Genomic DNA, 12556 nt, shown 5'->3' with positions numbered 1-12556 from the left:
ACTGCTGGATGCAATCGGATATGTCCCACCGGCAGAATTTGAAAAGGCGTATCATCGCCAACAGGAAAAGTCAGCTGATGCAGCTTGACTCAGACCAAACAGTCTCCGGAAAACCCGGGGCGATTCACAATTCGCTTCGCTGACTAGCAATCTGCACCTAAGCCGCTCGCGTGCCGGACTATTGATAGTCTTATTATGATGCGTATGATACACACCATGAACAGCAAACAATTGATCAAGGAAATGCAGAAAGCTGGATAGAAGGAAATCCAAGTACGTGGCAGCTATCACCAGTTCTCCCACCCTGATTACAATTATGTGGTTACTGTTCCACACCCAAAGAAAGATCTGGGTCCCGGTTTGATTCAGGCGATTCGCAAACAAGCACATTTGGATAAGTAATATGAAAATACAGTACCCTGTTTTAATCGAGAAAGACTCTCAAGGCACTGCATGGGGAATTATCGTACCTGATCTGCCCGGTTGTTTTTCGGCTGCGGATAAAGAGGCGGATATCCTGGACAATGCCAGAGAAGCTATTTTGCTGCACCTTGAGGTACTGGAAGATATTCCGCAGCCATCCTCTCTTGAATCTATTGATAGCGCAGGATTTACGATCGGGCTGGTCGACGTGGATTTGTCTCAGATACATGGTGCGGCAAAGCATATTAATATCACTATCCCGGCAGGAGTCCTGGCCCGGATCGATGCAGCAGCAAATGCAGCAGGCATGAACCGTTCCGCATTCCTAACCGAAGCCGCGATCAAAAAGATGTCCTCGTAAACCGGTTATATCAAGTTCGTTAAAGCAAGGCAGGCCGCTCATATAGAAATAAGCAAAGCACCACCACGAATGACCAGCGAAATCAGTTTACGTGGATTGGTATTGCCCGTAGGCGGAATCAAAGAAAAGATACTGGCGGCAGAGCGCGCCGGTCTGCGAACAGTATTGTTGCCCGCACGTAACCAAAAGGATCTCCGTGATTTACCTAAAGCAACGCGTATGGCAATGCAATTTATTTTATTGGAAACTGCAGATGATGCGATTCAAGCTGCATTGTGCCCCGTTGGCACAAACTCTCCGGAACGGGAATTCAGACTTATCTGAGCATTGTTTACCAATGCGCATACAAACATACCCGCAGCTAAAACCAATAAAATCTTCTCAGGATACACATGTTATTTGTCAACAGATGCGACCATATGTCGCATTGACGCTGCAACTGTCTTAACCCAAAATGCAAATACATCAATGAATAAGTTTATATGAAGCTGTTATATTCCTGTCATATTCCCTTGTTACTCTAGAGCTACCATCATGTACGAGGAGTGAATTCAAATGAAGCAGTCCGAAATCCAAACTAAACTTGATATCAATAATAATCACCTAAATAAACAAAAAGACCATCCCCCGTTCCAGAGAGTCGGCCAATTAAGGCGAGCAAAGATGCATGCCGCATGCCTTATCGAATCTATCGACAGCAACAAAACCCTGCCTCCGTCCTTGCACCGGCTATTGGAAGCCAGCCTGGTTCTGGAAACAACAGATTCGAAAACTCTTGCTGTTTACTTAAAACGATCGCCGGCCACAATCCGTAACGAATTCCAAAGAATCCGAACTATACTTGGCGCATATCAAGATTTCTCAGAAAATCTACAATATAAAGTCTCTGTCATTATCTAATTCTAATTCGCAGTAGAAACTACACTAAAATCCCAATCTCATCATGCTAATATTCTTATTGTGATCATATGATCGTTTGCAAAAAAGAAAGATTGCCCAATGAGATTATTATTTTTATTTATCCTGCTCATCTGCATCAGTCTTCTGGGCTATGCACAATATCTGCAACATTTGGAAGGATTACTACCCTGTCCGCTGTGTGTAGCACAGCGTCTTGCCTACTGGTTGCTGGGATTAGTCGCACTATTGGCATTTCTACACAATCCTAAAGTCATCGGGCGCCGCTTCTACGGTGCTTTGATGAGCATTTTTGCGTTCATTGGCACAGTCATCGCTGCGCGGCATGCTTGGCTGGTGCGTTACCCGGAATCATTTGAATGCGGCATTAGTCCGGAGGAAGCTTTTCTAAATTCTTTATCACTTGCCGGATGGTGGCCTGGAATGTTCGAGGCGAATGGAGATTGCGCTGATGTCGATTGGAAATTTTTATCGCTGACCATCCCGGATTGGTCGTTGATTGCTTTTTTTAGTCTTGGAATCGTCTCACTCTATATGCTATTGGCAAAAAAATAGCTTGGCTGCTATTATCCGCGAGGATGATGCTTGGTATGCAATTGTTTCAAGCGCTCACGCGCAATATGGGTATAAATCTGCGTGGTGGAGATATCTGCATGACCCAAGAGTAATTGCACCACTCGCAAATCAGCACCGTGATTCAACAAGTGAGTGGCAAATGCATGGCGCAGGGTGTGTGGGGATAGCGGCTTATGATTACCCACTAATTGCGCATAACGTTTGATGAGATACCAGAAAGCCTGGCGTGTCATTGCAGCTCCGCGTGTTGTCACAAATATGGTATCGGTAACAATACCATTCAGCAAAGCAGGTCTGGCTTCTTTGGTATAACGGCTCAACCATTCAAGAGACTCTTCTCCAAGCGGGGCAAGGCGCTCCTTTCTCCCCTTGCCCATGACTCGTAACACCCCCATATCCATGCTGACTTGCGAGTATCTTAGGTTGATCAGTTCAGATACCCGCAATCCACTGGCATACAGAACTTCCAGCATCGCACGATCACGCAAACCGAGCGGGTGTTTAAGATCAGGTGCGCTTAGCAGCAGTTCGACTTCTGCCTCTGTAAGGCTATCGGGCAAGCTGCGCTGCAGTTTGGGTGTATCAATGTTAAGGCTAGGATCTGTCGTAATTTTGCCTTGGCGCAATAAAAAACGGTAAAAACGCTTTAAGCTGGACAATTCGCGGCTTGTTGTACTGGCCTTCATTTTAGCGGAAACTCTAGACGCCAGAAAATCGAGCAAGTCAGAGTGCGTTGCGTCGGTTAGTACACTATTATCTTGATTCTGTTTTCTTAGCCATTCACTAAATAGCTGTAGATCGTTACGGTAACTATCCAGTGTATTACGCGACAAGCCGTCTTCCAGCCATAATGCATCGGAAAATTCATCCAACAAACCAGCGTTTTGTTCAGGTGCTCTCATGGCCCAACAGCCATCGCTTGATCACTAAAGGGTTGCCATCACTTGCATTCATAAAACCTCCTAACCCGCCATTCTTAGAAATAACCCGATGGCATGGTATGACGATCGGGATTCTATTGGCACCACATGCCCGCCCTACGGCTCTCGGTGCAGAGTGCAGTTGCGTTGCTATTTCTGCATAACTACTCGTTTCTCCGCTCGGGATAGCCTGAATGGCTTGCCAAACACGTTGCTGATGCGTCGTGCCACTGATATGCAAACACAAATCAAATATAAAATGTGGTTCGATCAGGTATGCCTGTAATTGCCTGCACACTTCTTTCGCCAGTAAAGTTTTTGGTGCCAATGGTTTTGTACCAATCGGCAAATACTCAATATCAGTAAGCCAATCTTCTTCTGTTCTAATGCCTAAAACAGAAAAGGGCGTGACCAGTTTTGCTTGATATGCCTTGATTGAATCAACAGCCTGATTATTCGTTGATTTGCCCACTGATTGATTGAATATTAATTTGGAAAATGATTTAGCGGTTCACGCTACGTTCAATAGATGGACATTAGAAATGAGTAGAAGTTTCAAGTTTCAATTTACCACATCAATCTTCCGGCATCATGGAATGCATACCGGAAGATTGCGCAAGCCATGCAAAGTGCTCTCAAGCTCAGGATTTAAGCAATAACAACTCATTGAGTCTTTTTACAAATGCTGCTGGATCCTCAAGCTGACCACCTTCAGCCAGTAAGGCTTGATCAAACAAAATATGACTCCAGTCTTCAAAATTTTCCACTTCTGTTTTTAGCTTTTGCACCATCGGATGATGTGGATTAATTTCAAGGATTGGTTTAGCATGTTGTACCTTTTGACCTGCAGATTTCAGTAATCTTTCCAAATTACCACCCATGTCATAAGTGTCCGCGACAAGACAGGCTGGAGATTCGGTCAAACGAAATGTAACACGTACATCTTTCACTTGTTCACTCAGCGCCGCTTTCATTTTGTCTATTAATTCTTGGTAAGCGCTGCTTTCTTTCTCACGTTCTTCTTTTTCAGTTTCGTCTTCCAAACTTCCCAAATCCAAACCACCTTTTGCGACGGATTGAAGCGGTTTTCCTTCAAATTCAGTCAAGTTGGTCACCAACCATTCATCAACACGATCTGATAACAGTAGTACTTCGATGCCTTTCTTACGGAAAACTTCTAGGTGAGGGCTATTCTTGGCCGCCTTGAGATTGTCAGCTGTAACATAATAAATCTTGTCCTGCCCTTCTTTCATGCGATGCAAATAGACCTCCAGAGAAACTGCTGGTTCCTCAGTATCACTTTCGGTCGTGACAAAACGTAACAGTTTCGCAATCCGTTCCCGATTGGCATAATCTTCACCCGCGCCTTCCTTCAGAACTTGCCCAAATTCCCGATAGAAAGTTCTAAACTTTTCTTTCCCTTCATCATTTTCACTCTTGGATAACTCTTCTATCAATCCCAGCACTTTCTTGACTATACCTGCTCTGATCGATTCGATATCTTTTGATTCTTGCAATATTTCACGTGACACATTCAAAGGCAAACTATTCGAATCAACCACTCCACGCACGAAGCGTAAGTAATTTGGCAACAGTTTCTCAGCATCATCCATGATAAATACGCGCTGCACATATAACTTAATGCCATGACGATGTTCACGATCAAATAAGTCGAAAGGCGCTCGTGCGGGGATATAGAGTAATTGCGTGTATTCCTGTTTGCCTTCTACCCGCGCATGCAAATAGGCAAGCGGCGGCTCAAAATCATGCGCTACATGCTTATAAAATTCGTTGTATTGTTCAACGGTGATTTCATTTTTTGGACGCGCCCATAATGCATTTGCCTGATTAATTGTTTCGTCTTCACCAGTAATTTTATTTTTCGACTCTTCCTGAGACCATTCTTCCTTCTTCATTAAAATGGGCAAAGTAATGTGGTCGGAATACTTACGAATAATGGTCCGAATCCGCATTCCATTGAGAAACTCATCCTCATCTTTGCGCAGGTGTAGAATTACTTCGGTGCCGCGCGTCTGTTTCGTTACCGTTTCCAGTGTATAATCACCTTCACCGCTCGATTCCCATCGGATGCCATGCTCAGGAGTTAATCCAGCCCGTCTGGTAATCAAGGTTACTTTATCTGCAATAATAAATGCTGAGTAAAAACCTACACCGAATTGGCCTATCAAATTTGCATCTTTAGCCTGATCGCCAGTCAACGAATTAAAGAACTCTCGTGTGCCTGATTTGGCAATTGTCCCAATATGGTCGATTACTTCTTGCCGCGACATACCAATTCCATTATCAGAAATAGTGATAGTTTGTTCATCGACATCGTAACTCACACGAATGCTGAGATTCGAATCCGACTCATAAAGTGCAGCATCTGTAAGACCTTCAAAACGTAATTTATCGGCGGCATCAGAAGCATTCGAAATCAGTTCACGCAAGAAAATTTCCTTATTACTGTACAAGGAATGAATCATCAGCTTTAACAGCTGTTTAGCTTCCGCTTGAAAACTTAATTGTTCTTTGGTTGTTTCAGCTTGCACGTTTTCCTCCTTAAATATTCTGCTTTTTAGATGGGGGACACACTGGAGATTTCAAGTTGGTTTATTTACGAATCATTTATTTCGACCAAACACAGTACTTCAGGAAACAGATAATACGCTGGAGTCGCAGAAATCCTGCAAAAAAGATTGAATTGTTCTACTAGGTAATAATTTTTTCTTCGAGTGCTTCCGTAAATGTAATCACAAGGCTATTTCTTGAACGAATAACCCTTATGGCCATCACTACATTGAGCTTTGAATGGCGTAGAGACTCAGTCCCATGAGTGCCTGAGGAAATATACCAAATGCTAAAACTGCTAACCCATTTGCACTGAGAAGAATCTTTACATCACTATTTGGCTTTATGGGTTCATCGGTTTCTGGTTCATCGAAGTACATCAACTTGATAATACGAAGATAATAGAAGGCACCAATTAACGAGAACAATACAGCCACAACCGCCAACCAAACATACCCAGCATTGACAACTGCTTGTAATACAGAAAGTTTCGCATAGAATCCGATCATCGGTGGAATACCAGCGAGTGAAAGCATCAACAACAAGGCAATAAATGCATACCAAGAATTTCTTTTGCTGAGTCCTTTGAAATCATTGATGTTTTCAGCCTCAAATCCACTGCGGCATAGCAGCATAACCATTGCAAAAGTACCTAATGTCATCAGAACATAAGCAATGACATAAAATAAAGCAGAGCTATAGCCGTTAGAATCCGTACTTATGAATCCAAGCAACAGAAAACCCATATGCGAAATGGTTGAATATGCCAACATGCGCTTAATGTTTGTTTGTGCAATGGCGGCAATATTACCTATCGCCATTGACATGACAGCTAAGATCACCAGCATGCCTTGCCAATCAGCGGACATTTCCCCCATTCCTTCGACCAACAAGCGCATCACAAAACCAAAAGCAGCCAATTTAGGTGCGGAACCAATAAACAATGTAACCGCAGTCGGTGCGCCTTGATAGACATCAGGTGCCCACATGTGAAAAGGCGCCGCACTTAGCTTGAAACTGATTCCAGCCACAATAAATACAAGGCCTACAACTAATACTTCCTTATTGCTTGCTTCACTTTGTATGATCTGAGCAAGCTGAGAAACATGCAATGTCCCAGTCGCTCCATAAATCATTGACATACCATAAAGCAAAAAACCGGATGCCAAAGCACCCAGCACAAAAAATTTCATGGCTGCTTCAGTTGCAACCAATGACTCGCGCCGTAACGCTACCAATGCGTAAAGAGATAGTGAGAGTAACTCCAAACCAATATACAACGTCAGAAAATGACTGGCGGAAATCATCACCATCATTCCCATTGTTGCAAAAAGAATTAAGCTGAAAAATTCTCCTTTCAGCATACCACGATCGCTGATATAAGTATGAGAATAGACAAGTACTGCTGATACAGTGCCATACACCATCAATTTCAGTATATCCGCCATTGCATCATCAACATACATTCCATTAAAAGTATGTGTAATTTCTGTAGAAAATGATATAAAAGTAAGCAATGCGCAGCCCAATAACGTAGTCTGTGTCAGTAGATATGCAACATAACGCCTATTGTCGCCTGCGGTGAGGTCTGCCAGCATTACCACGCACACCATGATGAGCATAAATATCTCAGAAGAGGCTGGCGTAAAATCAGGTGGTATAAAATTCATTAATTCTTAATCCTTTTATCAGGAACTATCACTATTCCAGAATCACTATTTTTACAACTTGCTGTTACTGACATGTGCCAGCAGTTGATCAACCGTTGTATGCATTACTTCAGTTAATGGGTAAGGATAAACGCCAATCCATAAAACTGAAATAGCCAAAATTGCCAATAATACAAACTCACGTTTTGAAATATCTTTCAGTCCTTCAACTGCAGGGCTTGCTACAGCGCCAAATATGACGCGTTTATACATCCATAATGTATAAGCTGCACCAAAAATAAGTGTAGTCGCTGCCAAGAATGCATACCAGAAATTAACTTTCATGGCGCTCATGATGACCATAAATTCACCTACGAAACCGCTTGTGCCTGGCAGCCCGGCATTTGCCATTGCAAATAACATGAAGAAAGCTGCAAATATAGGCATTTTATTTACAACCCCGCCATAATCGGCAATCTGGCGAGAATGCAGTCGATCGTATAGCACGCCTACACACAAAAACATGGCACCGGAAATAAATCCGTGCGAAATCATCTGCACCATCGCTCCCTCAATTCCATAGGCATTCAGCAGGAAAAAGCCTAATGTCACAAATCCCATATGCGCGACTGATGAGTATGCAATCAATTTCTTCATATCAACCTGCATTAGTGCGATAAGTCCAATATAAACAATAGCTATCAGCGACAACACAATCATCATTGTAGCCAGATAATGGCTGGCGTCAGGGGTAATCGGCAATGAAAAACGAAGGAAGCCATAACCGCCCAGTTTAAGCAAAATTGCCGCTAGAACAACAGACCCTCCCGTTGGCGCTTCCACATGAGCATCCGGCAACCAAGTATGTACAGGCCACATCGGTACCTTAACCGCGAACGCTAATAGGAACGCAACAAATATTAAAATCTGCGGTGTCAATGGAATAGACAGTTTATGATAATCCTCTATCGAGAAACTTCCTCCAGATATTAGATACAGATAAATAAACGCAATCAACATCAATAAGGAACCAAGAAGCGTATAAAGGAAAAACTTAACGGCGGCATAAACACGATTCGGACCGCCCCATATCCCGATGATCAAAAACATTGGTATCAGAGATGCCTCCCAGAATACATAAAAAAGAATGGCGTCCAATGAAGCAAAAACACCATTGACAATTCCAGACATGATTAAAAATGCACCCATGTATTGTGATATACGCTCCTTAATCACTTCCCACCCTGCCACAATAACCAATGGGGTAATAAAGCAATTCAACAAAATAAGCGGCATCGATATACCATCTACGCCTAAATGATAATTAACATTAAAGCGCTCGAACCAGACATGACTCTCTATAAACTGCATTGCGCCAGTTGCAGAATCAAAGTTGGTATAAAGCGGTATCGCTACCAACAATCCTAGGATTGATCCTACGAGTGAAATCCAGCGGGCTAGCTGTGCATTGCGATCATTTCCGGTTGCAAATACGGCAATACCAAACACAATTGGTAACCAAATAATTAAACTCAATAGTGGGAAATCAAACGACATTCTTTTTCCGTTTTATTTGTTTGTACTTATTATCTTTAAGTATTTTATTCATTAAATATATCCAACATCATATTTACATGTTTCTTCAAGAAAGCTAGTAAAGCCATAAGGTTAAGATAACAAATACGCCAACAATCATAGTAAACGCATAATGATAGATATAGCCTGTTTGGTAACGACGTACTACGGTAGCCGTCAATGCCACAACACGCGCTGTGCCATTAACAAAGAATCCATCAATTACTTTTATATCACCATACTTCCACAACATTGTGCCTAAAGTACGCGTACCTCCAGCAAAAAGCCATGAATAAAATTCGTCGATATAATATTTGTTATCCAATAATTTATACAAAGGGCCGCACCGGACTTTAATTTTTCCTGGGATATCCGTTCTTGCACTATATAAATACCAAGCGGTAAAAATACCAGCCATAGATAGCCAGAATGGTACAGTCGACAATGCATGCATCATCATCCCTCCGATCCCCGTAAATTCAGCTCCTAATTTCTCGATAGCATCATGATGCGGCAATACATAAATTACATTATTAAAATAATCTCCAAAAACTATTGGACCAATAAACCATCCCGCAGCAATTGTTGGTATAGCTAGAATCACTAGTGGCAAAGTGACTACCCAAGGTGATTCATGCAAATGTTCTTTGGTATGCGCATCCATTCGAGTTTGTCCATGAAAAGTCATGAATATCAGCCGGAATGTATATAAGGCGGTAATAAAAACTGTTACCAATACACAGAAATAAGCAAAACCACCGCCAGGAATATTGGCAAAATTAACAGCTTCAATGATCGCATCTTTAGAAAAAAAACCGGAGAAACCAGGGACACCTGCACTGGCTAATGCTGCGATAAACATCGTCCAATAGGTAACTGGCATATAACTCTTAAGTCCGCCCATCTTTCGCATATTTTGTTCATGGTGCATCGCAATAATGACAGAACCAGCACCTAAAAATAACACAGCTTTAAAGAAAGCATGAGTCATTAGATGGAAAATTGCAGCAGAATAGGCAGATGCGCCTAGTGCGACAGTCATGTACCCTAATTGCGATAAGGTTGAGTATGCAACAACTCGTTTAATATCGTTTTGTACTACTGCGACAAGTGCCATAAATAATGTAGTTATTCCACCAATTATCAATATGACTGATAGCGCTGTTTCCGATAATTCAAATAGCGGTGACATGCGCGCCACCATAAAAATTCCTGCCGTCACCATAGTCGCCGCATGAATCAATGCAGAAATTGGTGTAGGGCCTTCCATCGAATCAGGTAACCACACATGTAATGGAAACTGTGCTGATTTACCCATCGCACCAATAAACAACAATATACAAATAAGTGTTATTACCAACCAAGGCATACCAGGTATTAATTCAATCTTCTCATCGACCATCCCCGGTGCCTGCGTAAAAACAGCAGCATAATCCAATGTACCAAAATACATCAACACCAGAGCAATACCGAGGAGAAAACCAAAATCACCGACACGGTTAACTAAAAATGCCTTCATATTGGCATAGATGGCTGTTGGGCGGGTATACCAAAACCCAATTAATAAGTAAGATACCAGTCCGACAGCTTCCCATCCAAAAAATAACTGCAAGAAATTATTTGACATCACCAACATCATCATTGAGAAAGTAAATAACGAGATATAACTAAAGAAGCGTTGATAGCCTGGATCGTCATGCATATAGCCAATGGTATAAATATGAACCATCAATGAAACTAAACTAACAACAACCATCATAGTTGCTGACAATTGATCGATCAGAAACCCGATCTCGAATCGAGTATCACCTGTCATCAGCCAAGTGTAGACACTGCCGTTATAAATATTGCCTTCCAGTACATCTAGTAAAATAACTATAGATGCTAACAAGGAAATAAAAACAAGTAATATTGTTGTACGATGACTCCACACGGGACCGATAAAACGACCAAACAATCCAGATATGAGTGCGCCTATTAGCGGAGCCAGTGGAACTAGTAAATATAGATTTTGCATCTCGGTCAATTATTCTTATGTCGGTTATAAGTGCTTATACTTTTCTTCTTTTTTACTAGCCTTTGAGTTTATCCAGGTCATCAACATTAATCGTATGCATATTGCGAAACAAAACAACGAGTATAGCCAAACCAATAGCTGATTCTGCTGCTGCGACTGTCAGAATAAAAAACACGAAAATTTGTCCGGATATATCCTGCAAATAGTGCGAAAACGCAACAAAATTCATATTTACTGCTAACAGCATTAATTCGATAGACATAAGTAAAATAATGACATTCTTTCTATTGAGAAAAATGCCAACTAAGCCGATCGCAAATAAAATCGCGCCGAGTACTAAGTAATGAGATAACGATACCAAGCTGACTACCTCTTCCTAAATATTAAAATCATTAAAGAATCTATTAAATGGCCTTTTTATTCTTTCTTTTCTGATGGCATGGTCACCATGCGTATCCGATCTTCTTTTCTCACTTTGACTTGCTTGGATGGATTTGGTGATCTTTTATCTTCACGATGTCGCAAAGTCAATGCAATTGCCGTGACCATTGCAACCAGCAAAAGCACCGCAGCCAACTCAAAGGCATACACGTATTCGGTATAAATTAAGCGGCCCAACTCTCTGGTATTGCTGTAATCAGCATCTTGCGGTCTTGGTGTCGGCATCTCCTCGAGTCCAAAATATTTACCCATTAGAACCATAGATATTTCGGCAACCATTATCAGTGCAATGACTGCACCGAAGGGGAACCATTTCCAAAATCCTTCACGCAATCTGTCCAGATTGATATCCAGCATCATCACTACAAATAAGAACAATACCATTACTGCACCGACATACACTAACACTAATGCAATCGCTAGGAATTCTGCTTCCAGCAGTAACCACAGACCCGCACAGGTAACAAAAGCCAGCACCAGTAATAATGCTGAATAGATTGGATTACGAACTGTAATTACTCCAAGTGCAGATGCAACCAGGATAGCCGAAAAAATATAAAATAAAATGTCTTGAAAATTCATTTGTATTTACCAGAGAGGCTCAACGATAACGAGCATCGGCTTCTCGATCCTTGGCAATCTGTTCTTCATAGCGATCTCCAATAGCCAATAGCATTTCTTTGGTATAGATCAAATCGCCTCTTTTCTCGCCGTGATATTCCAATATACGAGTTTCTACAATAGAATCAACCGGACAGGATTCTTCACAAAAACCACAGAAAATACATTTACTCAAGTCAATATCATAACGTGTAGTACGGCGTGTACCATCCTTACGCTGTTCTGAATCGATGGTGATTGCCATAGCAGGACAAACTGCTTCGCATAATTTGCATGCAATACAACGCTCCTCTCCATTTGGATACCGGCGTAAAGCATGCAACCCACGGAATCGAGGCGATTGTGGAGTTTTTTCCTCTGGAAAATGTACAGTAATCTTTGGTTTGAATAGATACCGTCCAGTAACAGCCATACCTTTTAACAATTCAAATAATAAAAAGGTACTGAAAAACTTTTTGATAGGATCCATTGTATTTTCTCTATT

14 protein-coding genes are annotated in these 12556 nt (G+C 41.8%); 5 read left to right on the top strand and 9 right to left on the bottom strand.

Annotated features, from left to right (window positions below):
• Window positions 1–267: 267 nt before the first annotated feature.
• The 5 genes from QZ942_RS14065 to QZ942_RS05930 all read left to right on the top strand — a co-directional run bounded on the left by QZ942_RS14065 (window position 268) and on the right by QZ942_RS05930 (window position 2257).
• Complete coding sequence (locus QZ942_RS14065) at window positions 268–402, top strand: type II toxin-antitoxin system HicA family toxin (protein WP_366836150.1); 135 nt, start codon at window positions 268–270, stop codon at window positions 400–402.
• Between the two features lies 1 nt (window position 403).
• Entirely contained in the window at window positions 404–784 is a 381-nt protein-coding gene (locus tag QZ942_RS05945) for a type II toxin-antitoxin system HicB family antitoxin (protein ID WP_292993771.1), read from the top strand.
• A gap of 69 nt (window positions 785–853) precedes the next feature.
• Entirely contained in the window at window positions 854–1108 is a 255-nt protein-coding gene (locus tag QZ942_RS05940; protein ID WP_366836147.1) for a S16 family serine protease, read from the top strand.
• Window positions 1109–1339: 231 nt separating this feature from the next.
• Window positions 1340–1684 carry a hypothetical protein gene (locus tag QZ942_RS05935; protein WP_292993770.1) on the top strand — a complete coding sequence of 115 codons (345 nt, stop codon included), beginning with the start codon at window positions 1340–1342 and terminating at the stop codon, window positions 1682–1684.
• A 99-nt stretch (window positions 1685–1783) separates the two neighbouring features.
• Entirely contained in the window at window positions 1784–2257 is a 474-nt protein-coding gene (locus QZ942_RS05930) for a disulfide bond formation protein B (RefSeq protein ID WP_292993769.1), read from the top strand.
• Window positions 2258–2268: 11 nt separating this feature from the next.
• Here the strand turns inward: QZ942_RS05930 and xerD are convergent, their stop codons facing one another.
• The 9 genes from xerD to nuoI form a co-directional block, all read right to left on the bottom strand.
• A complete protein-coding gene (gene xerD, locus QZ942_RS05925; protein ID WP_292993768.1) occupies window positions 2269–3180 on the bottom strand; it encodes a site-specific tyrosine recombinase XerD in 912 nt (303 codons plus the stop codon).
• Entirely contained in the window at window positions 3167–3670 is a 504-nt protein-coding gene (locus QZ942_RS05920) for a methylated-DNA--[protein]-cysteine S-methyltransferase (RefSeq protein ID WP_292993767.1), read from the bottom strand. The genes xerD and QZ942_RS05920 overlap by 14 nt, the downstream gene beginning before the upstream one ends.
• A gap of 169 nt (window positions 3671–3839) precedes the next feature.
• Window positions 3840–5750 (bottom strand): molecular chaperone HtpG, encoded by a 1911-nt coding sequence (gene htpG / locus QZ942_RS05915; RefSeq protein ID WP_292993766.1) that lies wholly within the window; start codon window positions 5748–5750, stop codon window positions 3840–3842.
• Window positions 5751–5993: 243 nt separating this feature from the next.
• Window positions 5994–7439 (bottom strand): NADH-quinone oxidoreductase subunit NuoN, encoded by a 1446-nt coding sequence (nuoN, locus tag QZ942_RS05910; protein WP_292993765.1) that lies wholly within the window; start codon window positions 7437–7439, stop codon window positions 5994–5996.
• A gap of 51 nt (window positions 7440–7490) precedes the next feature.
• The gene (locus QZ942_RS05905) at window positions 7491–8975 is read right to left on the bottom strand and encodes an NADH-quinone oxidoreductase subunit M (RefSeq protein WP_292993764.1); all 1485 of its coding nucleotides are present in this window, start codon (window positions 8973–8975) and stop codon (window positions 7491–7493) included.
• A gap of 94 nt (window positions 8976–9069) precedes the next feature.
• The gene (nuoL, locus tag QZ942_RS05900; protein WP_292993772.1) at window positions 9070–11010 is read right to left on the bottom strand and encodes an NADH-quinone oxidoreductase subunit L; all 1941 of its coding nucleotides are present in this window, start codon (window positions 11008–11010) and stop codon (window positions 9070–9072) included.
• Window positions 11011–11065: 55 nt separating this feature from the next.
• On the bottom strand, window positions 11066–11371 hold the full coding sequence (gene nuoK / locus QZ942_RS05895) for an NADH-quinone oxidoreductase subunit NuoK (RefSeq protein ID WP_292993763.1): 306 nt from the start codon (window positions 11369–11371) through the stop codon (window positions 11066–11068).
• A 56-nt stretch (window positions 11372–11427) separates the two neighbouring features.
• Complete coding sequence (locus tag QZ942_RS05890) at window positions 11428–12033, bottom strand: NADH-quinone oxidoreductase subunit J (RefSeq protein WP_292993762.1); 606 nt, start codon at window positions 12031–12033, stop codon at window positions 11428–11430.
• Window positions 12034–12052: 19 nt separating this feature from the next.
• The gene (gene nuoI, locus QZ942_RS05885; protein WP_292993761.1) at window positions 12053–12541 is read right to left on the bottom strand and encodes an NADH-quinone oxidoreductase subunit NuoI; all 489 of its coding nucleotides are present in this window, start codon (window positions 12539–12541) and stop codon (window positions 12053–12055) included.
• Window positions 12542–12556 lie beyond the last annotated feature (15 nt).

The sequence above is a fragment of the Nitrosomonas sp. genome (assembly GCF_021731985.1).
Lineage (GTDB): Bacteria > Pseudomonadota > Gammaproteobacteria > Burkholderiales > Nitrosomonadaceae > Nitrosomonas.
Note: the sequence above shows the minus strand (reverse complement) of the source record. Positions and strands in the feature narration are given on the sequence as shown.